This window comes from Cellulomonas sp. KU4C (assembly GCF_056868065.1).
In genome coordinates this window covers 934,437-958,881 of record NZ_CP200322.1, presented here as the reverse complement: position 1 = coordinate 958,881, position 24,445 = coordinate 934,437, and the positions used below count along the sequence as shown (strand labels likewise).

26 protein-coding genes are annotated in these 24,445 nt (G+C 75.8%); 10 read left to right on the top strand and 16 right to left on the bottom strand.

Translation table 11 applies throughout. The features are described from left to right. Window positions 1–48: 48 nt before the first annotated feature. Entirely contained in the window at window positions 49–492 is a 444-nt protein-coding gene (locus AC1VL8_RS04545; protein ID WP_483074317.1) for a ScoMcrA-related endonuclease, read from the top strand. A 15-nt stretch (window positions 493–507) separates the two neighbouring features. Here AC1VL8_RS04545 and AC1VL8_RS04540 read toward each other — a convergent pair whose 3' ends face one another. Both AC1VL8_RS04540 and AC1VL8_RS04535 read right to left on the bottom strand, forming a co-directional pair. Beyond that, on the bottom strand, window positions 508–1,830 hold the full coding sequence (locus tag AC1VL8_RS04540) for a glycosyltransferase (RefSeq protein WP_483074316.1): 1,323 nt from the start codon (window positions 1,828–1,830) through the stop codon (window positions 508–510). Next, entirely contained in the window at window positions 1,827–4,070 is a 2,244-nt protein-coding gene (locus AC1VL8_RS04535) for a glycoside hydrolase domain-containing protein (RefSeq protein WP_483074315.1), read from the bottom strand. Before AC1VL8_RS04535 ends, AC1VL8_RS04540 begins: the two co-directional genes overlap by 4 nt. Window positions 4,071–4,330: 260 nt before the next feature. On the opposite strand from AC1VL8_RS04535, the gene AC1VL8_RS04530 reads away from it, so the two are divergent. Further along, window positions 4,331–5,056 carry a DUF2510 domain-containing protein gene (locus tag AC1VL8_RS04530; RefSeq protein ID WP_483074314.1) on the top strand — a complete coding sequence of 242 codons (726 nt, stop codon included), beginning with the start codon at window positions 4,331–4,333 and terminating at the stop codon, window positions 5,054–5,056. Window positions 5,057–5,065: 9 nt separating this feature from the next. Here AC1VL8_RS04530 and AC1VL8_RS04525 read toward each other — a convergent pair whose 3' ends face one another. The 10 genes from AC1VL8_RS04525 to AC1VL8_RS04480 form a co-directional block, all read right to left on the bottom strand. After that, entirely contained in the window at window positions 5,066–6,178 is a 1,113-nt protein-coding gene (locus AC1VL8_RS04525; protein WP_483074313.1) for an NADH:flavin oxidoreductase/NADH oxidase, read from the bottom strand. A gap of 173 nt (window positions 6,179–6,351) precedes the next feature. Continuing rightward, complete coding sequence (locus AC1VL8_RS04520; protein WP_483074312.1) at window positions 6,352–7,614, bottom strand: ATP-binding protein; 1,263 nt, start codon at window positions 7,612–7,614, stop codon at window positions 6,352–6,354. A gap of 157 nt (window positions 7,615–7,771) precedes the next feature. Continuing rightward, window positions 7,772–8,644, bottom strand: a complete 873-nt coding sequence (locus tag AC1VL8_RS04515; protein WP_389234425.1) for a mycothiol transferase — start codon at window positions 8,642–8,644, stop codon at window positions 7,772–7,774. A 44-nt stretch (window positions 8,645–8,688) separates the two neighbouring features. Further along, complete coding sequence (locus tag AC1VL8_RS04510; RefSeq protein WP_483074311.1) at window positions 8,689–9,627, bottom strand: nuclease-related domain-containing protein; 939 nt, start codon at window positions 9,625–9,627, stop codon at window positions 8,689–8,691. An 83-nt stretch (window positions 9,628–9,710) separates the two neighbouring features. Continuing rightward, on the bottom strand, window positions 9,711–10,799 hold the full coding sequence (gene fni, locus AC1VL8_RS04505; RefSeq protein ID WP_483074310.1) for a type 2 isopentenyl-diphosphate Delta-isomerase: 1,089 nt from the start codon (window positions 10,797–10,799) through the stop codon (window positions 9,711–9,713). Beyond that, a complete protein-coding gene (locus tag AC1VL8_RS04500) occupies window positions 10,796–11,893 on the bottom strand; it encodes a phosphomevalonate kinase (protein WP_389234417.1) in 1,098 nt (365 codons plus the stop codon). Before AC1VL8_RS04500 ends, fni begins: the two co-directional genes overlap by 4 nt. Continuing rightward, complete coding sequence (mvaD, locus tag AC1VL8_RS04495; protein ID WP_483074309.1) at window positions 11,890–12,915, bottom strand: diphosphomevalonate decarboxylase; 1,026 nt, start codon at window positions 12,913–12,915, stop codon at window positions 11,890–11,892. Before mvaD ends, AC1VL8_RS04500 begins: the two co-directional genes overlap by 4 nt. Beyond that, the gene (gene mvk, locus AC1VL8_RS04490; RefSeq protein ID WP_389234411.1) at window positions 12,912–13,886 is read right to left on the bottom strand and encodes a mevalonate kinase; all 975 of its coding nucleotides are present in this window, start codon (window positions 13,884–13,886) and stop codon (window positions 12,912–12,914) included. The genes mvaD and mvk overlap by 4 nt, the downstream gene beginning before the upstream one ends. 23 nt (window positions 13,887–13,909) lie before the next feature. Then, window positions 13,910–15,262: a tripartite tricarboxylate transporter permease gene (locus AC1VL8_RS04485; RefSeq protein ID WP_483074308.1), complete on the bottom strand. Its 1,353-nt coding sequence runs from the start codon at window positions 15,260–15,262 to the stop codon at window positions 13,910–13,912. Window positions 15,263–15,270: 8 nt separating this feature from the next. Next, window positions 15,271–15,513 (bottom strand): hypothetical protein, encoded by a 243-nt coding sequence (locus tag AC1VL8_RS04480; RefSeq protein ID WP_389234405.1) that lies wholly within the window; start codon window positions 15,511–15,513, stop codon window positions 15,271–15,273. Between the two features lie 227 nt (window positions 15,514–15,740). On the opposite strand from AC1VL8_RS04480, the gene AC1VL8_RS04475 reads away from it, so the two are divergent. After that, the gene (locus AC1VL8_RS04475) at window positions 15,741–16,634 is read left to right on the top strand and encodes an SDR family oxidoreductase (RefSeq protein WP_483074307.1); all 894 of its coding nucleotides are present in this window, start codon (window positions 15,741–15,743) and stop codon (window positions 16,632–16,634) included. An 83-nt stretch (window positions 16,635–16,717) separates the two neighbouring features. Here AC1VL8_RS04475 and AC1VL8_RS04470 read toward each other — a convergent pair whose 3' ends face one another. Both AC1VL8_RS04470 and AC1VL8_RS04465 read right to left on the bottom strand, forming a co-directional pair. Then, entirely contained in the window at window positions 16,718–17,500 is a 783-nt protein-coding gene (locus AC1VL8_RS04470) for a uracil-DNA glycosylase (protein ID WP_483074306.1), read from the bottom strand. Window positions 17,501–17,511: 11 nt separating this feature from the next. Further along, the gene (locus AC1VL8_RS04465; RefSeq protein ID WP_483074305.1) at window positions 17,512–18,132 is read right to left on the bottom strand and encodes an L-threonylcarbamoyladenylate synthase; all 621 of its coding nucleotides are present in this window, start codon (window positions 18,130–18,132) and stop codon (window positions 17,512–17,514) included. A gap of 220 nt (window positions 18,133–18,352) precedes the next feature. On the opposite strand from AC1VL8_RS04465, the gene AC1VL8_RS04460 reads away from it, so the two are divergent. The 5 genes from AC1VL8_RS04460 to AC1VL8_RS04440 all read left to right on the top strand — a co-directional run bounded on the left by AC1VL8_RS04460 (window position 18,353) and on the right by AC1VL8_RS04440 (window position 21,750). After that, window positions 18,353–18,667 carry a hypothetical protein gene (locus AC1VL8_RS04460; protein WP_483074304.1) on the top strand — a complete coding sequence of 105 codons (315 nt, stop codon included), beginning with the start codon at window positions 18,353–18,355 and terminating at the stop codon, window positions 18,665–18,667. Beyond that, entirely contained in the window at window positions 18,652–18,972 is a 321-nt protein-coding gene (locus AC1VL8_RS04455) for a hypothetical protein (protein WP_483074303.1), read from the top strand. The genes AC1VL8_RS04460 and AC1VL8_RS04455 overlap by 16 nt, the downstream gene beginning before the upstream one ends. Continuing rightward, window positions 18,969–19,538, top strand: a complete 570-nt coding sequence (locus AC1VL8_RS04450) for a hypothetical protein (protein WP_483074302.1) — start codon at window positions 18,969–18,971, stop codon at window positions 19,536–19,538. Before AC1VL8_RS04455 ends, AC1VL8_RS04450 begins: the two co-directional genes overlap by 4 nt. Further along, a complete protein-coding gene (locus AC1VL8_RS04445) occupies window positions 19,535–20,605 on the top strand; it encodes a peptidoglycan-binding domain-containing protein (RefSeq protein WP_483074301.1) in 1,071 nt (356 codons plus the stop codon). Before AC1VL8_RS04450 ends, AC1VL8_RS04445 begins: the two co-directional genes overlap by 4 nt. Window positions 20,606–20,706: 101 nt before the next feature. Next, the gene (locus AC1VL8_RS04440) at window positions 20,707–21,750 is read left to right on the top strand and encodes an FtsX-like permease family protein (protein ID WP_483074300.1); all 1,044 of its coding nucleotides are present in this window, start codon (window positions 20,707–20,709) and stop codon (window positions 21,748–21,750) included. A 4-nt stretch (window positions 21,751–21,754) separates the two neighbouring features. On the opposite strand, the gene AC1VL8_RS04435 is transcribed toward AC1VL8_RS04440, so the two are convergent. Then, the gene (locus tag AC1VL8_RS04435) at window positions 21,755–22,354 is read right to left on the bottom strand and encodes a class I SAM-dependent methyltransferase (RefSeq protein ID WP_483074299.1); all 600 of its coding nucleotides are present in this window, start codon (window positions 22,352–22,354) and stop codon (window positions 21,755–21,757) included. 44 nt (window positions 22,355–22,398) lie between these two features. Next, complete coding sequence (locus AC1VL8_RS04430; protein ID WP_483074298.1) at window positions 22,399–22,833, bottom strand: hypothetical protein; 435 nt, start codon at window positions 22,831–22,833, stop codon at window positions 22,399–22,401. 149 nt (window positions 22,834–22,982) lie between these two features. Here AC1VL8_RS04430 and AC1VL8_RS04425 point away from each other — a divergent pair, with 149 nt between their 5' ends. Further along, entirely contained in the window at window positions 22,983–24,002 is a 1,020-nt protein-coding gene (locus AC1VL8_RS04425) for an aldo/keto reductase (protein ID WP_483074297.1), read from the top strand. A gap of 20 nt (window positions 24,003–24,022) precedes the next feature. Then, a complete protein-coding gene (locus AC1VL8_RS04420; RefSeq protein WP_483074296.1) occupies window positions 24,023–24,433 on the top strand; it encodes a MerR family transcriptional regulator in 411 nt (136 codons plus the stop codon). The last annotated feature ends 12 nt before the right edge of the window (window positions 24,434–24,445 follow it).

Here is a 24,445-nt window from a genome sequence, read left to right as displayed (position 1 = left end):
GACCCCGGCGGACGGTCGCCGGGAGGCGGCGACGTAGACTGCCGCCACGTGGCAACCTTCTCCGCGGTGACGCGTCAGCACATCCTCCAGGCGATCGCCGAGCACCGGTCCCGGGGTGCCGAGGACTTCCTCGGCGTCTACGGCTTCGGGGGCACCGACACGGCCACGTTCGAGCACGAGGGCAAGCAGTACCCGACCCTGGCGATCCTCGGCGTCGCGCACCGGTTCGCGACCGGGCGGCTCGCGACCGCCGACGAGTTCCACGGCGGCGAGACGTCCGCGCAGGCGCTGCTCGGGCGCCGCGGGTTCACGGTCCCCGTCCCGGAGCGTGCGGCCGCGCCCGCCCGCGCGCCCCGGGCCAAGGCCCCCGCCAAGCCCCGCGCGGGGTCCACGACCAGCACCCGCGCGGTCAAGCGCGAGCCGGTCGAGATCGCCTGCCCGACGTGCTTCACGATCCTCCCCGCGACGGGCGTCTGCGACACCTGCGGCTGAGGCCCCGCGACGCGCTCACCCCGCCGGCGTGAGCGCGTCCACCGCCTCGAGGATCTTGTCGAGCACGACGGACCGGTCGAACTGGAGCGCGAACTCCCGCGACCGCCCGGCCCACGCCTCGCGCTCCTCGGCGGAGACGCCCAGCGCCCGGTCGAGGGCCGCGGCGATGGCGGCCGGGTCCTCCACGGGCACGATCAGCGCCGTGTCGCCGACGGCCTCGGGGATGCCGCCCGTGTCGGTCGTGATGACCGGCCCGCCGCCGGACAGCATCTTCTCGACCAGCGCGATGCCGAACGTCTCGACGAACTCGGGGCGCGGCTTGCTGGGCAGCACGTAGGCGGCGGCGCCGGCCATGAGGTGCGGCTTCTCGTCGTCGGACACGTCGTCGAGGAACAGCACCCGGTCCGCGACCGGCGACGCCGCGGCGTGCGCCCGGAGCACCGCGGCCTCCGGGCCGTTCCCGGCGATGACCAGGCGGTGCGTGCCGGGCGCCGAGCTGGCGGCGTACCCGTCGATCAGGTCGTCGACGCCCTTCGCCGCCGCGAGCCGCGACAGGTAGAGCACGTAGCCGTCGCGGTCGAGCCCGCGCGCGGCGAGCGCGGCGTCGGTCTCGGCGTCGTCGCGGGACAGGTACTGCTGCACGTCGACCGCGGGGTAGGAGATCCGCACGCGCTCGCGGCACTGCGCGGCGAACGTGGTGCCGTGCTTCGCGTCGACGGCCTCCGCCTCGGACACGATCAGGTCGCGGGTGTACTCCGAGACCGCGAGGCAGACGTCGTGGGCCAGGTAGGACGTCAGCACGTGCGCGGCGGCACCGAACCGGTCGGCCTCGACGGCGGCACGCACCACGTTGGTGACGTCCGACCCGACGGCCTCCGCGACCGTCGTGACCTGCACGGGCAGGCCGGTGCGGCGGGCGACGTGCACGGCGTCCGCGACGGCGGTGGCGTGCGGGCTCAGGTACAGCGACAGCGCGACGGTCGGGACGCCGTCGGTGAACAGCTCGACCAGGCGGCCGATGAGCCCCGCGACGTACCGGCCGTCCGGGACCTTGTAGTCACCGACCGGGTCGGGGCGCTCGACGACCACGCCGTCCCGGTACGGCAGCACCCGGTCCAGCGGCTTCAGCGGCAGCCCGGCCGCCTGCAGGCGGTCGATCGGCCACGTCACGATCCGGACCTCGTCGAACCCGCGGTCCAGCGCCGCCTCGGCGAGGTTCCGGGCCTCGCCGGAGTGCCCGCAGATCACCGGGTCGGCGCGCACGACGATGACCAGGCGGCGGTCGACCCGCCGGGGCGCGGCGGCGTCCTCGGTGGTGCGCAGGGTGGTGTCGGTCACGGCGTGCCTCCGAGGGGGTGCGGCGCGGGCTGCGCGGCGGACGAGGTGCTGGTCGAGGGGGGTCGTGCGGCGGCGTTCCACGGGCCGGGCTCCGGGCCGAGGTCGACCTGGAGGCGCCCGCCGGCGTGCAGCTCGGTGCCGGTGAGCCAGGTGCGGTCCAGCTCGACGCCGTCGAGGCGGATCCGCTGGACGTGCTGCGCCGGCCGGTCCGGCTCGGGTTCGACGAACCCGGTGGTCTCGATCGTGAACGGCCGGCCGCCCACGTCGATCCGCGCCTCGCGCCAGGCCGGCGCGTTGAGCAGGAACAGGTTCTGCCCGGCGACGGGGAACAGGCCGAGGCTCGCCCAGACGTACCAGGACGACAGCCCGCCGGAGTCGTCGTTGCCGGGCAGCCCGCCGCGTCCGGTGCCGAACTGCTGCTGGGTGACGGCGTGCACGACCTCGGCGGTGCGGTCCGGGCGACCGGCGTACTGGTAGGCCCACGGGGCCTCCATGTCGGGCTCGTTGTTCAGGCCCTCGAACCGGTGCAGGCCGTAGCCGGCGAGCATCTCGTCCTCGGTGGGCGCGAGGCCCGGCTGCCGCACCGGGTCGGCGCCGAACCCGAAGAACCGGTCGAGCAGACCCACGAAGGCGTCGTCGCCCCCCGCGCCCTCGATCCGCGCCGCCATGTCGTGCAGCAGCCGGAACGAGTAGTTCCACCGGCCGCCCTCGTAGAACGTGGAGTCGACCAGCAGACCGGTCGCGGGGTCGAACGCGTTCCGCCAGCGCGCGGCCAGCGGCGCGAACTGGTCGACGAGCGTCCGGTCGCCGACGTGCCGGGCGATCACGGACGTGCAGAAGTACCCGAACGCGAGGTCCAGGGTGTGGCTGATCGGGTGGGTCCGGCCGTGCAGCAGGAACTCCTCGCCGTACGTCCGGCGCAGGTCGTTGTGCAGGTGCACCAGCGCCCAGTCCCAGTCGAGCGGCAGCCCGAGGGCGCACAGGTCGGCGAAGAACGTGTGCGCCAGCGCGCTGCCCTGCCGGGAGAACCGGTCCGCCCCGCGGGCCATCCGGTAGCCGATCGGGAAGTTCCCCTCCTCCTCGGCGATGTGCAGGATGGCCGTCGCCAGCTCGACCGCCTTGTCCGGTACCAGCGCGGTCAGCAGCGGCAGCTGGGTCCGGTAGATGTCCCACATGGTCGCGATGTCGTACGCGAAGGGGGTGTCGGTCGGCCAGAACGGGCTCTCGTCCGGCGCCAGGCAGGGCTTCACCAGCGAGTGGTAGAGCGCGGTCGACAGGACCGTCTGCTTGTCCGCCGACGGGGTGTCGACCTGGACCTTCGCGAGGTGCTGCCGCCACGTGTGCGCCGTGCGCGCCCGCCGCTCGGAGAACGACGACGGGCCCGGCCCGCACTCGCGGACCAGGTTCTGGCGCGCCTGCTCCACGCCGCGCAGCGAGAACCCGAACCGCAGCTCGACGACCTGCCCCGGTTCGGCCCGGCCCGCCCACATCAGGCCGAACGGCCGCAGGGTCGTCGGGCGGATCCGGTCGAAGTCGAGCCGGGTCCCGCCGGGCATCAGGCGGCGGTCGTACCAGAGCAGCTGCCGCCACTGGGCCGCACCGGGTGCGTCGCACTCGACGTGCACCGCCAGCGGCGCGCCCTCCACGGTGATCTCGCCCTGCGCGACGCCCGGTGCCAGGGACTCGAGGTGCGCCCGCAGCGGCACGGTCCGGCCGTACGGGATGTCCAGGCCGCCGAGGCTGAGGTCGATGACGAGGCGCGCGTCCCGGTGGGCGGGGAACGTGTACCGGTGCACCGCCGACTTCGGCCCGACCGTCACCTCGCACCGGATGCCCGACTCGAGCGTGGCCGCGTAGTAGCCGGGCTCGGCGGTCTCGTCGGTGAGGTCCCACAGCCGGCCCAGGTCGTCGAGCGGCTGGAGCATCGGCGTCACGCGCACGTAGTTGTAGTACTTGCGGATCGCGCCGGTCCCCGACTGCTGGAAGTGCGTGAACCCCGACGCCCGCTGCGACGTGTGCAGCTCCGGCGGCCGGCCCTCCGTCGACAGGTCGTACCGCCCGTACCCCGTCGGGTACGCCCCCGAGTACGCGCACGCGCTCACCATCCCCAGCGGGTACGTGGCGCCCGGGTGGGTGTTGCCGACCTGCGGCTTCGGCCACCACCAGGTCGCGGCCAGCCCGGACTGCGGCGGCAGGGCCGTGGCCTCGGTCCCGATGAACGGGTCGACGTGCTCGAACACGCGGCGTGCCCCCTGTCGATCGGTCGGGTCCTGCGGTGCGCCGCGCGCCTCGGTGCGGCCGGTGGACGGACGGTACGCGGCGGAGGTGTCCGGGGGGTTACGGGGCGGGGTGTGTCGCGCCGGCGGGCGCGGGGGCTCTCCCCGGGAACCGGTTGCCCCCGCGGGATCACGCGTCGGTGACCCGTCCGGGGACTGGGCCGAACGGGGGACGGTCGAGGTCGGGGGTCATCACCGGGCCGCGATCTGCCGACCCCCACTCCATGACGGAGTCGCTGCCCCTGCCTGCGCCCGGGTGGTACCCCGACGGCGTGACGGCCGGGGTGCTGCGGTGGTTCGACGGTGCGGGGTGGACCGAGCAGGTCACGCCCGACCCTGCGGCCGCGCCGGCTCCCGTCCTGCCCCGCCCCGTCCCCGTCCCCGGGCCCGGGCGCGCGGCGCCCGGCGGCCCCGCGACGGCTGAGGACGCCGCCTCCTGGGCGCCCGTGCGGGGTCCCGGTGCGCACTCCGCGTCGGGGCAGCAGGCGCCCGCCCACGCCCGCCGCGCACCCGCGGCCCCCGTCGCGGCGCCGGCCGGCGGTCCGTACGCCGCCCCGGCCGGCGGTCCGTACGCCGCCCCGGCCGGGCCGGGGGCGCCGTCGGCCGGGTACGCCGCGCACGCGGGGTTCGCCGGCTACGCGGCCCAGCCCGCGGTCACGTCGTGGCAGCCCGCGCCGGAGCGCCCCGGCGCGCACCCCACCGACGCGCTGCACTGGATCGCACCCGTGGGCCGCTCGTGGCAGTCGATCGTCGCCGGCTACGTGGGCCTGTTCTCGCTGCTGCTGTGGCCGCTCGGTGTGGTCGCGATCGGGCTGGGCTTCTGGGCGCTGCGCGTCGGCCGCCGGGGCGGGCACGGCCGGGGGCGGGCGGTGTTCGCGATCATCGCGGGCGCGCTCGGCGTCGCGGCGATGGTCCTGGTGCTGGTGAGCGGGGCGCTCACCAGCACCTGACCGGGGCCCTCAGCCCCAGGAGCCGCGCGCGTACTGCACGGGCCAGCCCGTGGGCTCGCCCGGGCGGACGGTCGCGCCCGGGTCGCCGAGGTGGTCCAGGGCGGGCGTCTTGTCGTCCAGCGCGTGCGCGGCCCGCAGCGGCCAGCTCGGGTCGAACAGGGCCGGGCGCCCGATCATGACGGCGTCCGCGGCGCCCTCCGCGAGGACCTGCTCGGCCTGCTCCGCGGTGGTGATGAGCCCGACCGCGGCGGTCGCGACCCCGGCGGTCGCCCGGATCTGCCCGGCGGCGGGGACCTGGTAGCCGGGGCCGACGGGGATCGTCGCGTGCACGTTCCCGCCGGTGGACACGTCCACGAGGTCGACGCCGTGCTCCCGGAGCCAGGCGGCCACCCGGGCGACGTCCTCGACGGTGAGGCCGCCCTCGGTCCAGTCGGTTGCCGAGACGCGGACCAGCAGCGGCCGGTCCTCGGGCAGGACGCCGCGCACCGCGTCGACCGTGTCGAGCAGCAGGCGCGCGCGGGCCTCGAGCGGGCCGCCGTACGCGTCCGTGCGGTGGTTCGACAGCGGGGACAGGAACTGGTGCAGCAGGTAGCCGTGGGCCGCGTGGACCTCGACCACGTCGAAGCCGGCGTCCAGCGCCCGCCGGGTCGCGGCGGCGAACTGCCCCGGGACGTCGGCGACCTGCGCGGCCGTGAGCTCCTGCGGCGCGGCGTAGCCGGCGAACGCCTCGGCCGACGGGCCGACCGTCTCCCACCCGCCGTCGTCGACCGGGACCGTGCCCGAGCCCTCGCCGAACCCGCGGTACGTGGAGGCCTTGCGGCCCGCGTGCGCGAGCTGCACCCCGGCGACGGCGCCGCGCCCGCGCACGAACGCGGTGATCGGGCGCCACGCCGCGACCTGGGCGTCGTCCCACAGGCCCACGTCCTGCGGGGAGATCCGGCCCTCGGGGACGACGGCGGTCGCCTCCGCCATCACGAGGCCGAAACCGCCGACGGCCCGCGCGCCCAGGTGGGCGAGGTGCCAGTCGGTGGGCACGCCGTCGGGTCCGGCGGAGTACTGGCACATCGGGGCCAGCCAGACGCGGTTGCGGAACGTCGTGCCGCGCAGGGTCAGGGGGCTCATCAGCAGGCTCACACCCGGGACGAACCGCCCCGGCGGGGCGCGCATTCCCGCCCGACCACCACCGCCCGAGGTCGCCACCGCCGAGGTCGCCCCTCGCAGCCGAGGTCGCTGCTCGTGGCGGGCGACCTCGGCCGGGAGGTGCGACCTCGGGGCCGGCGCCGGCTGCGGGCGGGTCAGGGGCCCAGGAGTGCGGCCGGGACCACCGCGACGCCGTCCGGACGGCGGTAGGCGTCGGCGCCCGTGCTGACGACGACCGCGTCCACGAGCTGGTCCCCGACCCGGTCCCGGAGCCAGCGCAGGTGCCGGGTGTCGGCGTCGGTGACCACGCGGGTCAGCTTGACCTCGATCGCCAGGACCCTCCCGTCCGGCCGTCGGACGATCAGGTCGACCTCGCGATCGCCGTTGCGGGTGCGCAGGTGCAGGACCGACGCCTCGGCGGCCTGCGCGTAGGTCTGGACGGACATCGCGACGAGGTGCTCGAAGAGGCCGCCGAGCACGGCGCCCCGGCTGGGACCGTCGTCCCCGGTCGCGAGCAGCGCGCGGGCGTCCAGGCCGAGGAGCCGCGCGGCGAGCCCGGGGTCGGCTGGCTGGTGCTTCGGGGCGCCGGCGAGGCGCCCGAGGTCGTTCGTGCCCGGCTGCCAGGCGTCCAGGGAGTCGATCAGCCACAGCGAGGCGAGCACGTCGCGGTACGCGATCGTCGTGGTCTTCGCGGGCTTGTCGACCTCGCCGGGCGTCGCGGCGTCGAGGATCGCGTTGTAGCTGGCGGTCGTGCTGGTGGCCGCCGCGAACGCACGGAGCCAGGCGCGCAGCCGCTCAGGTCGCCGTACGGCGAGCCCCTGCTCGGCGAACTCCCGCTCGACGACCGTGTCGAGGTAGGCGTCGAGCAGCTGGCGGCGGGCCCGCCCCGGCCGCGGCCGGATGCCCGGGAAGCCGGAGGCGACGATCTCCTCGACGTAGGTGGCGAGCCCGACGGTCGTCCGGCCCCCGGGGGTGGCCTCGCCGGCGAGGAGGTCGGCGAGCGAGACGGTGGGGGTCTCGATCCCTCGCTCGGCGAGCGAGAGGGGTCGCATGCGCAGCGGGACGATCCGCCCGGCACCGGAGTGCGTGGGGACTCCGGCGGGCGTGGCGGACCCGGTCAGGAGGTAGCGGCCGGGGATGCCGCGGTCGTCGACGTCGCGCCGCACCGTGTCCCACACGTCGGGGTGGCGCTGCCACTCGTCGATCAGCACGGGGGCAGGCAGGGTGGTCGGCAGGTCGGGTCGGGCTTCGAGGAGCGCCCGGTCGGCCGGGTCGTCGAGTCGGAGCACCGAGCGCGCCCGCTCGCGTGCCGTGGCCGTCTTGCCGACGCCCTTCGGCCCCTGGAGCGCGAGCGCGGGAAGGTGGGGCACGAGGTCGTCGAGCAGGGTGTCGACGACGCGGCGCTCGTACGGGAACATGCCCTCACGCTACCGTTAGCAGAGTCGCTACGCTACCGTTAGCAGAGTCGCTACGCTACCGTTAGCAGAGTCGCTACGCTACCGTTAGCAGAGTCGCTACGCTACCGTTAGCAGAGTCGCTACGCTACCGTTAGCAGAGTTGCCCGTACCCGGGACGTCACTCCCCCGTCGACCCGTCCACGGCCTCCCGCAGCAGGTCCGCGTGCCCGTTGTGCCGCGCGTACTCCTCGACCATGTGCGCGAGGATCCACCGGACGCTCGGCGCGCTGCCGTCGGGCAGGCGTCGCCGCGCGAGCGCCCCCGCGTCGCCGACCGCCAGCGCCTCCGCGAGCAGCGCGCGGGACCGCTCGACCGCGGCCTGCCAGAGCGCGCGCAGCTGCTCGGGGGAGTCGTCCGCGGCGGAGTGCCAGTCCCAGTCGCGGTCGGCGGCCCAGTCGACGGACCGCCACGGCTCGGCGCGCTCGTGGTCGTGCAGGGTGCGGGAGAACCAGTCGTCCTCGACGTACGCGAGGTGCTTGAGCAGCCCGCCGAGCGTCATGGTCGTCGGGTGCAGGGTCGCGCCGAGTCCGGCGGCGTCGAGCCCCCGGGTCTTCCACTCGAGCGTCGCGCGGTGGAACTCCAGGAACCCGACCAGGGTGTCCAGCTCGTCGCCGTCCAGGGGGATCTCGGGTCGGCCCTCCTCGTCGTGGCGGACGTCGTCGGACGGCGGCGCGGGCAGCACCTCCTGCGGGGCGGCGGGGACGTCGAGCTCGCGCGCGACCGCGGAGATCTGCTGGGCGAGGTCGCTGTCCCGGGTGGTGAGGCCGCCCACGTCGTGCGACACCAGGCGGACCGTCACGCTCCCGTAGCGGAGGTCGACGTCCGGGTGGTGGCCCGCGGTGTCGGCGAGCTCGCCGATGGCCTCGACCAGCTCGACGCCGGCCGTGAACGACCCGGTGCGGAACCGGGTGCAGGCGGTGCCGTGCACCACCCGCCAGTCACCGACCCCGTCGGCGGCGAGGAACTGGTCCGCGGTCAGCCGTCCGTCCATGCGCGTCACCGTAGACCCGGGTCGCGCAGGGCGCCCGGCGGGTGTCAGTGCGTCGCGTCCAGCCAGGCCAGGAGGACGTTGCCGACCGTGAGCAGGCCCAGCACGAGCATGCCGAGCCGCAGCAGCCCGTCACCGACCGCGGGGCGGCGCCGGTCGGGGGCGACGCTCGGCGCGGGGCGGTCGACGTCCTGGTCGGGGTGGCCCTCGGGGTGGACGTTGTCCGGCTGGTCGTACCCGGGGGCGTCGTGGGACGGCTCGGCGGGCAGCGCGGTCCGGGCCGGTGCGCCCGCGGGGACGGTCGGCGCGTCCCACACGACCGCCGGGCGGAACACGTCGTCCACCGTCAGCAGCTCGGGGCTGGCGGGACCGGCGAGCTCCGCGGTCAGGTAGTCGACCACCAGCGGGACGTCGGCGGCGACCAGGCGCTGCGGCAGGGCGGTGAGGTAGTCCGCGAGCTGGTGCTCGCCGACCGCGACGGCCCCGCCGCAGACGGCGACCGGCTCGAGGTCCCGGCCCGCGAGGCAGACGACGGCGTGCACGGCGCGGCGGTGCGTGGGGGCGAGCAGCGCGGTGAGGGCACCGGCGGCGCCGGCGACCTCCGCGACGTCGGGGGTGCGGCCGTAGCCGCGGTGCCGGAGCGTGCCGCCGGCGACGGAGACCTCGCCGTCCCAGTGCAGCGTCTCGACGACGACGATGCCGCCGGGGCCGACGGCCAGGTGCTCGACGGTCGCGCGGGTGCTGCCGGGGCGGTTCAGGCCGCTGAGCGTGACCCAGCCGGACGCGGCGGCCTGCGCGAGCGCGCGGCCGGTCCCGGCGCTGTCGGCGGGGGTGCCGGTGAGCCAGTCGTCGAACCACGAGTCGGGGGCGTCGGCGCCGGACCGCGCCCGGGGCACGTCGGAGGTGCGCGCGTCAGCGCCCCACCAGCGGGTCAGCCGCCGTGCGCGTCGCGCCGTGCGGTGCCCTGCACCGTTCCCCTGGACCATCGCGTCACCACCCCGAGGACTTATCGGCCGGGTGGGGCCCCGTGCTGAGCGGAACGGCGCATCCGGTGCGGACGCGGCGGGGGTCAGCGGCCGCTGCGGCGGGCGTAGGACACCGCGTCGACGCCCCGCAGCTCGCAGAACTCCCGCACGGGGCCGGTGATCAGCAGGTCCACGTACCGCAGGTCCTCGACGGTGTGCGCGCCGAGCAGCGTCATGATGTCGCCGATCTGCGTGAGCCAGGCCTGGATCCGCGTGATGAGCGCGGCCTCGCCCTCGGTGAGCAGGACCCGCAGGAACCCGCCGGCGACGCCGACCGCGGTGGCGCCCAGGGCGAGCGCCCGCACGACGTCCAGCGGGTGCCGCACGCCGCCGGAGGCCAGCAGGTCGACGCCGTCCACGGACGCCGCGTCGAGCAGGCCCTCGACCGCCGACTGCCCCCAGCCGGCGAGGTAGTCCATGCCGCCGTCGTCGCGCCGCGCGGACTCGATGGCGGTGAAGTCGGTGCCGCCGCGGCCGGACACGTCGACGGCCGCGACGCCGAGGTCGCGCAGCTGCTGGACGGTCCCGCGCGTCATGCCCGCGCCGACCTCCTTGACGACCACCGGCACGCCGACGGTGGCGACGACCGCCGCGATGTTGTCGACCCACCGCGTGAAGTCGCGGTCGCCCTCGGGCATCACGATCTCCTGCGCGGGGTTCACGTGGATCTGCAGGCCGTCGGCCTCGAGGATCTCCACGGACCGCCGGGCCTGCGCGGGCGTGAGGTTGGGGTTGACGTTCGCGAGCACGAACCCGTCGGGGTTGAGCTCGCGCAGCACCCGGAACGACGGGATCGCGGCCGGTTCGCGGTGCAGGATGCCGGTCGACCCGGAGGCGATCGGGACGCCGGTCTCGCGGGCGGCGAGGGCGAGGGCGCGGTTGATCGTCGCGGTGTGGGCGGTGCCGCCCGTCATGCCGTTGATGTACAGCGGCACCGGCCAGGACAGCACCCGGCCGTGCGTCGCGAGGGACACCCGCGACCGGTCGCCCGCCGCGAGCGGGTGGTTCAGCGGCCGGACGTGGTCGAAGTCGTGCGCGCGGGGCTCGGCGTGCTGGGCGGACGCGAGGCGGACGTGGTCGTCCTTGCGGCGCGCGTCCTGCTCGGCGGGACCCGGGTCCTGGGCGGGGCTCACGGGCGCGGCTCCCGCGGCGGCTGGACCCGCAGCGACAGGTGCCGCACGTCCGAGAGCTCCCAGTCGCGCAGCATCGGCTCGAGGTCGGTGTCGGCGTCGACCAGGACGATCCCGCAGTCGCCGCCGCCGGCCCCGGAGGACTTCGCGGCCGCGCCCACGCTCTCGGCGGTCTCGCACAGCGTGCGCAGCGCGGGCGTCTCGATGTCGACGCCCGCGGCCCGGGCCAGCGAGGTCAGCAGCCCACGGGCCCGGCGGATCTCGGCCTTGGCGGCCGGGGCGTCGTCGCGCTCGATGGCGTCGGACAGCGCGTCGACGCACTCCCGCGAGGCGGCGAGGAAGTCGGGGTAGTGGCTCTCGGCGGCGCCCTTGCGGGACTGCATCGCCTCGACCAGGCGGGTCGTCGACGCGGGGACGCCGGTCCAGCCGACGACGAGGCGCATCGACTGCGGCATCGGCAGCCGGCGCACCGACAGGCCGGGCCAGTCGGCGTCGAGCAGGTCGGTGAGCGGGGTCGTGCCGGACCCGCCGGCGGCGATCGCGGCGCGCAGCCAGTCCCGGTCGAGCGCGGCGTACCGGATCCAGCCGCCGTAGAGGCTCGCCGCGACGTCGCCGCCGGAGCCCATCGGGTTGACCTGGACCGTGGCGAGCAGCGCCAGCTTGAGCAGCCGCTCGGTGGGCAGCCCCAGCTCGTAGAACAGGTCGAGGGCCCGCACGGTCGCGGCGGTCACGGCGGCGGAGGACCCGAGGCCGAACTTCCGCCCCGACGAGTCGTCGAGCTCGCTGGAGATGGTGATGTCGTAGAACCCGAGCGTGCGGCCCTGCTCGGCGGCGAACCGCTCGACGACGTCGATCGCCGCGAGCACGTAGTCGAACGGGCGGCTGTCGTGGTCGAGCACGACGCGGTCGCCGTCCCGGCGCCAGACGACGGGCATCCGGCCGTACTGGTCGGACGCGATCGACCCGGCGCCCTCCGCGCGGTCGAGGCGGACGGTGACGTGCCGGTCGACGGCGACGATCACCGCCGGGTAGCCGGCCTCGACCACCGCGTACTCGCCGGCGACGAACAGCTTGCCGGACGCGCAGACCTCGATCACGCGGGGACCTCCGTGGGGGACGGCGCCTCGGCGCCGGGGACGACCCGCAGGTCCGGGCCCGGGCGGGCGGTGACGACGCGGCGTGCCTCGTCCCCGCCGGGCCCGCGGGCCAGGGCGGTCGCGACCACGTCGAGGTCGGCGGCGGCGCACAGCACCTTGACGTTGGGGCCGGCGTCGATGGTCGCCCAGCACGGCAGGCCCTCGGCCCGCAGCGCGAGGACCTCGTCCAGCACCGCGACGGTGTGGGCGGTCCAGTACCGGACCGGCGGACGGGCGCCGAGCATCGTGGCGTGCATCCGCAGGGCGTTCGACTCGGCGAGCCCGCCGAGCGTCGCGAGGTCGCCCGCGGCCACGGCGTCGAGCATCAGCGTCACGTCGCGCTCGGTCGCGTCGACCCACGCGGGGAAGTACGGGGAGGTCTCGACGGTGCGGCGCATCGCGACGCGGCTGGACACCGCCTTCTGGCCCGCGTCCAGCACCACGACGGCCATCGCGGGGTCGAGGGGGCCGCCCGCCTCGCCGCCGGGGACGGGCTCGGCGTACGAGGTCGCGTCGTCGGTGCCGCCGTGCCAGACGACCAGGCCCCCGAACACGGACCGGGACGCCGAGCCGGAGCCGCGTCGGGCCAGCCGGGACAGGTCCCGGGGGTCGAGGTCCAGCCCGTACGCGGCCGCTGCGGCACCGGCGAGCGCGGCGAACCCGCTCGCGGACGACGCCAGGCCCGCGCCGGTCGGCACGGTGGAGGTCGAGGTCACGGTCGCCCGCTCGGTGGACCCGGCACGCTCGCGCACGAGGTCGAGGAACGCGCTGACCCGGCCCAGCTCGCCGTCGGACATCGGCCGGCCGTCGAGGGTGCCGGCGTCGGCGTCGCCGCCCACGGTCACGGTCGTCGTCGCGTGGAACGCGTCGAGCGTGAGGGACAGGCTGGACGTCGCGGGGATCGCCAGGGTCTCGTCGCGCTTGCCCCAGTACTTGGCGAGCGCGATGTTGGCGTGCGCGACCGCGGTCGCGGAGTTCGTCATCCGGGGGACACCTGGGCGGAGGGGGCGGAGGGGAGCCGCACGTCGGTCCGGTGCAACCAGGTGCGCGCCGCGCCCGCGCGGCGCAGGGCAGCGGCGATCTTACCAGCGGCGTCCGCGTCGGTCGCGAGCGCGAGCAGGCATCCCCCCTGGCCACCGCCGGTGAGCTTGGCCCCGAGGGCGCCCGCGTCGAGGGCCGCGTCCACCAGGCGGTCCAGCTCGACGGAGGACACCCCGAGCTCGGCGAGCGCCCGGTGCGCGCGGGTCATCCGCACGCCGAGCTCCGTCGGCCGGTCCAGCGCGAGGTCGTCGACGACGTCCCGGGTGATCTGCCCGAGCTCGGCGATCAGCTCCGCCCCCCGGGCCGGGTGCCGCTCCCGGAACGACCGGACGTCCGCGACGGCGACCCGGGTCCGCCCGTGCACACCGGTGTCGGCCACGACCAGGTGCGCCTGCAGGCGCAGGTCGAGGGACCGGATCTCCCCGGCCTGGAACCAGACGGGCTCGGTGGAGGCGGTGGTGCGGGCGTCGAGCCCCGACGGGTTGCCGTGCGCGACGCGCTCGCCGACCTGGACGAGGTCGAAGTGCTCCTGGGCGGTCAGCGTCCGCCCGGCGAGGTCCGCCAGCGCGAGCGCGAGCGCACCGGCGGTCGCGGCGCTGGACCCCAGGCCGCGGGCCGCGGGGATCGTCGACTCCGTCGACAGCGTGATGCCGGTGTGCGGCAGGCCGAGGTGGTCGAGGGTCGCCTCGATCGCGGCCCGCGGCGCGGCCAGCACCTCGGGGGCGTCCGCGAGGGTCCCCGAGTACAGCACCGACTCCAGCACGAGCGGCCCCTCCTCGCGGCGCGCGGTGGCCCGCATCGGCAGGCTGGCCAGCGGCAGCGCGATGGCGGGCTCGCCGTACACGACGGCGTGCTCGCCGACGAGGATCGCCTTGGCGCGGGTGCTGCCGGTGCCGCGGGTGCGGCTGGGCACGGGGCTCGGGATGGTCGGCTCCTTCACATCAGGTGCAGGACGAACCACGGGGCCGCGTACAGCGACATGAACTGCACCCCGAAGTTGACGCCCAACCGGTTCAGCGTGCCGCACGTCAGCCCGACGAGCAGCACGGCGAAGACGTTCACGAGTCCCGCGTCCAGGTACGCCAGCAGCAGGACGAACACCACGAACAGCGCCAGCACGGCCTCGTGCGGCACGTACCGGGTCACGATCGCGGTCAGCCGGAACGAGTACCGGACCGCGAGCACGTACGACAGCACCAGCGCGAGCACCCCGCCGACCAGCACCGCGACGACGAACTGCGACGTCGACAGCAGGTGGTGCAGGTTCTGGTCGAGGGTCAGCACCGGCGGCGCGTTGAACAGCGCGTTGGCCGGGCCGACCGCGACGGGGGACAGCGGCAGCCCGATCGCCAGCAGCGGGATGATGACCCCGGCCAGGTACGTCGAGTGCGCGAGGGCGGCCATCGCCGTGATGACCCGCGACGACCGCTGCACCGGGTCCTTCGCGCGGCTGCCCGCGGCCTCGCCCATCAGCAGGGTCAGGGCGACCGGGCTGAGGAAGAACAGCGGCGTGGACGCGGCGGACACCGCGGCGCTGGTGCCGAGCTCGGCGCGGGTCAGCAGCCGCCGCGGGCTCAGCGGTGCGCCCTGCAGCTCCGTGCGGGTGATCCGCACCGGCGTCCGGCCGGCGCGGGGGAGCGCGGCGCGCAGCGTGGGGTTGAGCAGCGTGGTGAGCGACAGCAGCAGCGGACCCGCGGTGATCGCGAGGAAGAACGACACGGTGATCGTGCCGTCCTCGGGGATCACTCCCTGCTGCCGGTAGAGCGCCTGCACCCCCTGGAACAGCAGGCCCAGCGGCACGATCGCCAGCAGCGAGAGCACCTTGTTCCGGCCGAGCAGCGCCAGGACCACGGCGCCGCCGACGAACAGCAGCGACCCGTACTCGCGCAGCTGGTCCGCGAACGGGGTGATCGCCCCGGCGATCAGCAGCGCCAGCGGCACGGAGATCAGCGTCCCGACGACCGAGCCGGCGGCCATCTTGCGGATCGTCTCCGCGGCCCGGCCCTGCTGCTTGAGGTGCAGCGCGTGGTCGATCATCGGCGCCGACAGCACCCCGCCGGGCAGGCCGACGAGCGCGGTCGGGATCGAGTTGGTGAGGTTCAGCGTCACGACGGCGGCGATGAAGAACGCCAGCACGACCTGCGGGTCCGTCCCCGCCAGCACCAGGGCGAGCGTGACCGGCAGCAGCACGGAGGTCTCGTCGGTGCCGGGGATGAACCCGATGAGCGTGTAGAGCGCGACCGCCGCGAGGGCGGCGCCGACCATCGGCAGCAGCAGGGTGAGGTCCACGGCCGGGCTCAGGCGGCGGGGTCGTCGTCGGCGACGATCTGCACGTCGCGCTTCGGGCGCACCAGGGCGACCGCGGCGGCGAACCCGACGACCGCGCCGCCGAGCCCCCAGAAGAACTCGGACTGCCCGAGCACGCGCCCCAGCACCACGGCGGCGACCGTCGCGGCCGCGCACGCCGCGAGCGCGACGACCAGGTCCCGCATCGACACCCGGTCACCCCAGATCTCGACGTACTGCTCGTCGTCGCTCACGTCCGCTCCTGCCGTCATGTCCGGGTCGACACCCTAGGGCGCCACCTGCGCGGACCCTGTGCGGCGGGTGTGCGTGCGTCGTGCACGTTCTCCTGCGCGGACGCGGGGCGGGGTGGCGCGGGTGGCCGGGGGCCACTGTGCGCGGGCGGCGCCCGGTGCGGCAACTCGGGGGAGCGAGATCACCCCTCCGGTGGCGCCCGGCGGCAGGACCCGGAGCATGGAGAGGTATGAGCGACCAGACGACACCCCAGGACCCGACCACCCAGCACCCCGCTCCCCAGCAGCCCGACCGCGACATCGCGCACCCCGGCCTCACCGGCGACATGCAGCAGCAGCCGGACCACGGCGAGGACACCTACGTCGGCTCCGGCCGGCTCGAGGGGAAGCGCGCGCTCATCACCGGCGGCGACTCGGGCATCGGACGCGCGGTCGCGATCGCCTACGCCCGGGAGGGCGCGGACGTCGCGATCGTCTACCTGCCCGAGGAGGAGCCCGACGCCCAGGAGACGGTGCGCCTGGTCGAGGCCGCGGGCCGGCGCGCGCTCGCCCTGCCCGGCGACATCCGCGACGAGGCGTTCTGCGCCGAGGTCGTCGAGCGGACCGTCGCGGAGCTCGGCGGCCTCGAGGTGCTGGTGAACAACGCCGCCTACCAGATGGCCCAGGACGGCGGCCTGCTGGACCTCACCACCGAGCAGCTGGACCGGACGATGAAGACCAACGTCTACGCGCTGTTCTGGATCACGAAGGCCGCGCTGCCGCACCTGCGCCCCGGGTCCTCGGTGATCAGCACGACGTCGGTCCAGGCGTTCGAGCCGAGCCCGCAGCTCATCGACTACGCCAGCACCAAGGCGGCGATCCTCAACTTCACGAAGGCGCTCGCGCAGCAGGTCGCCGAGCAGGGCGTCCGGGTCAACGCCGTCGCGCCGGGGCCGATCTGGACGCCGCTGATCCCGGCCACGATGCCGGGTGAGAAGGTCAAGGAGTTCGGCGGCGACACCCCGCTCGGCCGCGCCGGCCAGCCCGCGGAGCTCGCCCCCGCGTACGTCTTCCTCGCGAGCCAGGAGGCCAGCTACATCACGGGCGAGCGCATCGTCGTCACGGGCGGCCGCATCGTCGGCTGACTCGCCGGGCGAGGTCGAGGGTTTCGCGCGAGGTCGAGGGTTTCAGCGGGCCTTCCAGCACGAAACCCTCGACCTCGGCCCCCTCACCCGCCCGCGAGCGTGAGGGAGCGGCGCAGGACGGCGTCCAGCATCGCGGGGGTAAGGCGGCCCGTGAAGGTGTTCTGCTGGCTGACGTGGTAGCAGCCCAGGAGCATCAGCCGCTCCCCGGTGCCGGGGCGGTGGAGCACCTCCTCGGCGCCGTGGGCGAACCGCGGGCGGGGGCGCGGGACCGCCCAGCCCTGCTCGGCGAGGGTCCGCAGCAGCGCGTCCCAGCCGAACCCGCCGAGCACCACCGCCACCCGCGGCCGCACCAGCTCGAGCTCGCGCGCCAGCCACGGACCGCAGCGGTGCCGCTCCTCCGGCAGGGGCTTGTTGTCCGGCGGGGCGCAGTGCACCGGTGCGGTGATCCGGACGCCGGTGAGGGTCAGGCCGTCGCCCGCGTGCACGGAGGTGGGCTGCGAGGCCATCCCGACCCGGTGCATCGCCGCGAACAGGAAGTCGCCCGACCGGTCGCCGGTGAACATCCGGCCGGTGCGGTTCGCCCCGTGCGCGGCCGGCGCGAGGCCGACCACCAGCACCCCGGCGTCGGGGTCCCCGAACCCCGGCGCGGGCCGGGCCCAGTAGGTCTCGTCGCGGAACGCCGCGCGCTTCACGGTCGCGACGTGCTCGCGCCACGCGACCAGCCGCGGGCACGCCCGGCACTCGACGACGCTCCCGTCGAGCTCGGCGAGGTCGAGCGCCCGCGCCGCCGCCGCCGCGGGGAACCCGGGGTCCTCGGGCCGGCCGGGGTCGCCGGGCGGGCCGGCGGGTGCGGGGTCCGGGTGCACCGACGGCACCGTCAGGCGAAGCGGTCCGGGTCGCCCGCGCCGACGCGGACGACCTCGGGGTAGCCGTCCGACCAGTCGACGACCGTGGTCGGCTCGGTGCCGCACTCGCCCGCGTCGACGACCGCCTCGACCAGGTGGTCCAGCTCCTCCTTGACCGTCCAGCCGTCGGTCTCCGGCTCGGTGCGCCCCGGCAGGATCAGCGTCGAGGACAGCAGCGGCTCGCCGAGCTCGCGCAGGATCGCCTGCACCACCCGGCTGTCCGGGATGCGCACGCCGACGGTCTTCTTCTTCGGGTGCGCGAGCCGGCGCGGCACCTCCTTCGTCGCCGGGAGGATGAACGTGTACGGGCCCGGGGTCGCGGCCTTGATCGCGCGGAACGGCGCGTTGTCCAGCCGGACCAGCTGGCCGAGCTGCGCGAAGTCCGCGCACATCAGCGTGAAGTGGTGCCGGTCGTCGAGGTGCCGGATCGACCGGATCCGGTCCGCGCCGGCGTGGCTCTCCAGACGGCAGCCGAGCGCGTAGCCCGAGTCCGTCGGGTAGGCGATCAGCGCGTCGTCGCGCAGCAGGGCGACCAGCTGGGCCACCGACCGTGCCTGCGGGTCGTGCGGGTGGACGTCGAGGTACCGGGCCATGTGCCGAGCGTAGGACGTGGGCGGCGGTCGCGGCAGGTCGAAGGGGCGCACGAGGCCGCACCAATTCGAGAGGAAATGCCCGAAATGTGACCGGGGAATCTTGGGGTTGTGCCCTGTGCGCCGGTGTGGATACGTTGATTTTCGGCCGGCGGGGAGAAAGAAATCCACCCGTCGGGTCAGCCGCGCGTCATATCCGCCGACGACGAAGGAATGATCCGACATGCGAGCTCGACACTCGGTCTCAGCGGGGGCCCTAGGAGCGCTCCTGATCCTCGGCAGCACGGGCGCCCTGCCCGCGGCCGCCGACGAGAAGCGGGGCGACGCGGCGAGGTGCCCGAGCGGGCTCCAGCACGTCATCACCTCGCACACCAGCGGCGCGACGACGCACCGCGACCTCACCCACGCCAGGTCCTGGGACAAGGGGACCGGAACGAACGCGACCCGGACGACCCGCACCGGGTCGGAGGCGGCCTACACCTGGCAGATCGTCTCCGGGACGGTCACGACCGGGGGTGACTCGTGCAGCATCCTCTGACCCGACGCCCCGCCGTCGGTGCTCTGTGCGTCGCCGCGCTGAGCGGCGCGCTCGCCCTCGCCGGGGCGACGGTCGCGCAGGCGGCGTCGACCCAGACCATGTACGAGCGGGGCTGCCCCCTCCGTGAGGTCGTCATCGCGTCCCAGACGACCGGCCGGACGACCCACGGTGCCGACGGGAAGTCCTGGGACAAGGGCGAGAAGACCAACTCCGGCGCGACGACGTACACGGGTCAGCAGTACGTCGTCCGTGCGAGCGTCCACGCGACGACGAGCATCTACTCGGCGGGGACCAGGTGCCCGTGACGCCGCGAGCGGCCGCCGCGCGCGGGGCCGTCCTGGTCGCGTGCGCGGCGGTCGCGCTGTCCGGGTGCGCCGGCGCCGGGGATGACGTCGGCGGGGTGCCGTTCGAGCGGCCGGGGTGGATGGCGGACCAGGCCCAGCGGCAGGCCGAGCACCGGGAGGCGTTGCAGGGCTGCGTCGCCGGGAAGGGCTGGAACGTCACGGTCGACCAGTTCGGCGGCGTGGTCGAGCCGTTCGACGACGCGGACTTCCCGCGCTGGGAGTCCGACCGGGACGCGTGCCGGGCCGAGATGGGGCTCGGGACCTCGCCGACCTCGCTGTCCCGCGACCGCGCCGAGCTGGTCTACGAGCGTCAGGTCGACACCTGGCGCTGCGTGCTGGATGCCGGGCACGACGTGCCGGCGCCCCCGTCCCAGGAGGCGTTCGTCGAGGAGATCACCGGTGCCGTTGGTGCAGACGGTGCGGGCGTGACGGTCTGGGGGCCCTACGGAGACCTTCCCGTCCGTCTGTCCGCTGCCGAGATGAACGCGCTGGCCGACACCTGCCCGGAGCCGTGGTGGGCCGAGTGAGGCGCACCGGCCGGGCGCGCGGGACCGCTGCGGCGTGGTCGTTGGCGTGCGCCCTGGGTACCGGCGCGGGGGTCGTCGCGGGCTGGCAGCTGCTCGGGCCGCCGCCGGCTCCCGCGGAGGACGGGACCGACCGGCTGACCTACCGGGTGCAGGACGGGTCGGTCGGGCGGACGGCCTCGTACACGGCGCACGCGTCGCGCCAGCAGGTCCCGCTCGGCGTCGCGTCCGGCAGCGGTGTGGTGACCGGGCACGGCCCGCGACCCGGCGAGGTCGTGGAGTCCGGGACGGTCCTGCTGCGCGTGGACGAACGACCCGTGGTGGTGCTGGACGGCGTGGTGCCGTCCTACCGCGACCTCACGCTCGGGGACACCGGCGAGGACGTCCGCCAGCTGCAGCGCCACCTCCGCGCGGTCGGGCTCCTGACGGCGGCCGCGGACGGGGAGCTCGGGCCGTCGACGGTGCGGGCGGTGCGCGCCTGGCAGCGGTCGCTCGGCGTCCCGCCGGACGGTGTCGTGCGCGCGGGCGACGTGGTGTTCAGCCCGGCCCTCCCCGCGCGGGTGGAGCTGGACGAGGCGGTCGCCGTCGGCGTCCCGATCCAGCAGGGTGCGCCGCTGGGGACCGCGTGGGCCGGCGACCCGGAGATCGCGCTCGTGGCCGAGGACGGGCAGCGGCGGCTTCCCGAGCCCGGTGACCAGGTGGTCGTCGTCCTCGGTGACGCCCGGTGGCCCGCGGTCACGGGGCCCGCGGTGACCGACGCGAGCGGCCGGGCGACCGTCCCGCTGCTCGCGCCGGACGGCGGCCCGGTCTGCGGGGCGCAGTGCGCGGCGGTGCCGTCGTCGACGGGCGTCGTCGTGCTGACCGCCGAGGTCGTCGTCGTCCCCGAGGCGCGCGGTCCGGTCGTCCCGGTGGCCGCGCTGCGCACCGACCCGGGCGGCGAGGTGTCGGTCGCGCTGGACACCGGCACGGAGGTGGCCGTTCGCGTGCTCGCGGACGACGGCGGACGCGCCGTGGTCGAGGGGGTGGTCGCCGGGCAGGTGCTGGTGCTGTTCGAGGGTGCCCGCCCGTGAGCCGGCGATCCGAGCCCGCTGCGCCCGTCGACCGTCCCCGGACGGGTCGCACCGTCGCGACGGAGGCGGTACGCAGCCTGCGCGCGCAGAGGGTCACGAGCGTGCTGCTCGCGGTGCTCGCGGGGACCGTCGCCCTGCTCGCCGCGGCGAGCGCCGGGCGGTCCGACGCCTCGCGCCGGGCGGTCCTGGACACCGTCGACGGCCTGGGGTCGGCCCTGGTGGTCGTGAGCGACGGGGGCGCCGAGCCGGTGATCGACGGGAGGTTCGTCGCGGCCGCCTCGGGCGTGCAGGGCGTCGCGTGGGTGCTGGGTCTGGGGCCGGTCGTCGACGTCGAGAACGCCGGCCTGCGGGTGGGGGCCGTCGGCGTCCCGCTGCGCCCGGTCGTCGGGAGGCTGCCGCCCGAGCTCGCGCCGCGTGCGGGGCGGGCCCCGGAGCCGGGTGAGGCGTGGGTGGGCGAGCGCGCCCAGGCGGCGCTCCGTATGGCCGCACCGTCCGGGACCCTCGCGTCGGGTGACCGGCGGGTCGCGGTCGTCGGGGGGTTCACCGCCGAGGGGCCGCTGGACCGGCTCGCCGACCTCGCGCTGCTCGTCCCCGAGGGGGACCCCGCGGCCACCCGGCTCCTGCACGTCTACGTCCGGGCCGACGGTCCCGAGTCGGTGGCGGCGGTGGCCGAGGGCGTCCGGAGCCTGCTGCCGGAGCAGGCTGCGGGGGGCGGGACGGTGACCGTGGAGACCTCGCAGGGGGTGGTCGCGCTCCGGGACGCGCTGGCGAGGCGGCTCGACCGGGAGGCGCTGCTGCTGCTCGGGACGGTCCTCGGCGGGGGTGCGGTCGTGTCGTTCGTCGTGTCGTGGATGAGCACGCTCGCCCGGCGTACCGACCTCGGCCGCAGGCGTGCCCTCGGGGCCACCCGGTCCGCGGTCGTGGCGCTCGCGCTGCTGCACACCGGGGCGGCCGCGTCCGGCGGTGCGCTGCTCGGCGTGGTCGTGGGGGCGGGGGTGGCCGCCCAGGCCGCGGGCCGCCCGCCGGGTGGGGGCTTCCTGGCGGCCCTCCTCGTGCTCACCGTGCTCAGCACCGTGGCGGGCGCCGTCGTCCCCGCGGTGGTGGCGGCGCGGTCCGACCCCGTGCGGGTGCTGCGGGTGCCGTGAGCGGTCAGCCCAGCACCGCGACCAGGAAGTCCGCGTCGGGCTCGAACGGCCGCAGGTCCCAGGTGCTGAACCGCTGCTGGACGCGCAGCCCGGCCGCGCGGGCGTCGTCGTCCAGCGACTCGAACGCGTAGCCGCGCCCGGCGCCGAAGCCGACGACGAGCCGCCCCCCGGGGACCAGGTGCGCGCGGATCCGGCGGAGCACCTCGACCTCCGTGCCGGGCGCGACGAACGTCAGCACGTTGCCCGCCATCACCGCGACGTCGAACTTCTCCGTGACGCCGGCCGCCGGCAGGTCGAGCTCCGCGAGGTCGCCGACGTGCCAGTCCCCGCCGGGGTGGTCGGCGCGGGCGGCCTCGACGAGGACGGGGTCCACGTCGACGCCGACCACGGTGTGCCCGCGACGGACCAGCTCGCCGCCGACCCGGCCGGGCCCGCAGCCGGCGTCGAGCACGCGCGCGCCCCGCGGGAGCATCGCGTCGACCGTCCGCGCCTCGCCCGCCAGGTCGGCGCCCTCGGCGGCCATCGTCCGGAACCGCTCGACGTACCAGGTGGACCGGTCGGGGTTCTGCCGGCCGATCTGCTCCCAGCGGGTGGGCTGACGCACGGGTGGCTCCTCGGTTCCGGCGGGTGGGGCACCGGCGAGCCTAGTCAGTGGTGGACGGCCTTCCTCGCCTTCTTCGTGGCCTTGACGCCGGCCTTCTTCGCCGAGGACGTCAGGGCGTCGACCAGGTAGGACGCGGCGGCGCCGAGCATGATGACGTCCTTCGCGACGCCGATGCCGTCCGGGCTGGGGCGGGGGTCGTTCGCGCCGCGCCGCAGCGCCGGGGTGCGCCAGAACATGCCGACCAGGCCCGCGGAGAACGCCGTGAACCCGGTCGCGACGGCGACGCGCGGCAGCACCGGCACCAGCAGGGCGACGCCGAGGCCGATCTCCGTGGCCGCGAGCGCCCTCGTGAACGTCTTCGGGTCGACGTCCTCCAGGAACGGGTACGCGCCGGCGGCCATGCCGTGGTAGCCGGCGGCGGCCTGCTCGTCGGCGCTGAGCTTGTCGACGCCGGAAGCTGAGGATGTACGCGCCGGCACCGAGCCGGACGGGGAGATGGCGGAGCTTCACGGGGTGTCCTCCTCGACGAGCGGGTGGTGCTCCGACGCTACGACCGGTCGGCCCGGTCCGCAGCGCGTTCGCGGTCCGGCTTGACTTCGAGCGCGCTCGAAGGAGGACGGTCGCACCCATGAGCCTCAGCACCCGCACCCTCGGCAGCGCCGCGCACGGCACCGCCCTCACGGTCTCCGCCCTCGGCCTCGGCTGCATGGGCATGTCGGAGTTCTACGGCGCGACGTCCGCGCCCGGCTCGGACCAGGAGCGTGAGTCCGTCGCCACGATCCACCGGGCGCTCGACCTGGGCGTCACCCTGCTCGACACCGCCGACATCTACGGCCCGCACACGAACGAGCGCCTGGTCGGCCGGGCGATCGCCGGACGGCGCGACGAGGTGGTCCTCGCGACCAAGTTCGGCGTCGTGCGCGACCCCGACGCGGCGGGCGCGCGACGCGTGGACGGCCGCCCGGAGTACGTCCGGGCCGCGCTGGACGCGAGCCTGCAGCGGCTCGGCGTCGACCACGTCGACCTGTACTACCAGCACCGCGTCGACCCGCAGGTCCCCGTGGAGGAGACCGTCGGGGCGCTCGCCGAGGCGGTCGCGGCCGGCAAGATCCGGCACATCGGCCTGTCCGAGGCCGGCGCGGACACCATCCGGCGCGCGCACGCCGTGCACCCGGTCACCGCGGTGCAGACCGAGTACTCGCTGTGGACCCGCGACGTCGAGGACGCCGTGCTGCCGACCCTGCGGGAGCTCGGCATCGGCCTGGTCCCGTACTCGCCGCTCGGCCGCGGGATGCTCACCGGGTCGATCACGGCCGCGACCGACCTGGCCGACGACGACTTCCGCCGTGCCAACCCCCGGTTCTCGGGTGACGCGTTCGACGCGAACCGTGTGCTGGTCGAGCGCGTGCAGGCGCTCGCCGCGGACCGCGGGGTCACCGCCGCGCAGCTCGCGCTGGCCTGGGTGCTCGCGCAGGGCGAGGACGTCGTGCCGATCCCCGGCACCCGGCGGGTCCGCTACCTCGAGCAGAACGTCGCCGCGGCCGACGTCCGGCTCACCGCCGAGGACCTCGCGGCGCTCGCGGCCGCCGTCCCGCCGGAGGCCGTCGCCGGGGACCGGTACCCCGACATGAGCAGCATCGGGCGGTGAGCGGGCGCATGCTGGGTGCCGTGACCGACGACACCCGCACGCTCACCATCGCCGAGGCCGCGGCGGCGACCGGGCTGACCCCGCACACGCTGCGGTACTACGAGCGCGACGGGCTGCTGCTGGACGACGTCGGGCGGGCGTCGTCCGGGCACCGCCGCTACACCCGGCGCGACCTCGCGTGGCTGCACCTGCTGACCCGGCTGCGGTCCACGGGCATGCCGATCCGGGAGATCCGCGCCTACGCCGACCTGGTCCGCCGGGGCGAGAGCACGGAGCCGGAGCGGCTCGCGATGCTCCAGGCGCACCGGGACGCCGTCCGGGCCCAGCTCGCCGAGGCGGCGGAGCACCTGGCGGCGATCCAGCTGAAGATCGACGTGTACGAGGGCCGGCTCGGCAGCGGGGTCCCGGTGCCGGAGGCGGTCGCGGGCTGACGCCGGCCGGCG

What these genes read in the sequence shown, in the direction of transcription:
- AC1VL8_RS04530 (WP_483074314.1), top strand. Translation starts at nt 4,331, where the DNA reads ATGACGGAGTCGCTGCCCCTGCCTGCGCCCGGGTGGTACCCCGACGGC.
- AC1VL8_RS04525 (WP_483074313.1), bottom strand. Translation starts at nt 6,178, where the DNA reads ATGAGCCCCCTGACCCTGCGCGGCACGACGTTCCGCAACCGCGTCTGG.
- AC1VL8_RS04520 (WP_483074312.1), bottom strand. Translation starts at nt 7,614, where the DNA reads ATGTTCCCGTACGAGCGCCGCGTCGTCGACACCCTGCTCGACGACCTC.
- AC1VL8_RS04515 (WP_389234425.1), bottom strand. Translation starts at nt 8,644, where the DNA reads ATGGACGGACGGCTGACCGCGGACCAGTTCCTCGCCGCCGACGGGGTC.
- AC1VL8_RS04510 (WP_483074311.1), bottom strand. Translation starts at nt 9,627, where the DNA reads ATGGTCCAGGGGAACGGTGCAGGGCACCGCACGGCGCGACGCGCACGG.
- mvaD (WP_483074309.1), bottom strand. Translation starts at nt 12,915, where the DNA reads ATGACGAACTCCGCGACCGCGGTCGCGCACGCCAACATCGCGCTCGCC.
- AC1VL8_RS04475 (WP_483074307.1), top strand. Translation starts at nt 15,741, where the DNA reads ATGAGCGACCAGACGACACCCCAGGACCCGACCACCCAGCACCCCGCT.
- AC1VL8_RS04465 (WP_483074305.1), bottom strand. Translation starts at nt 18,132, where the DNA reads ATGGCCCGGTACCTCGACGTCCACCCGCACGACCCGCAGGCACGGTCG.
- AC1VL8_RS04460 (WP_483074304.1), top strand. Translation starts at nt 18,353, where the DNA reads ATGCGAGCTCGACACTCGGTCTCAGCGGGGGCCCTAGGAGCGCTCCTG.
- AC1VL8_RS04425 (WP_483074297.1), top strand. Translation starts at nt 22,983, where the DNA reads ATGAGCCTCAGCACCCGCACCCTCGGCAGCGCCGCGCACGGCACCGCC.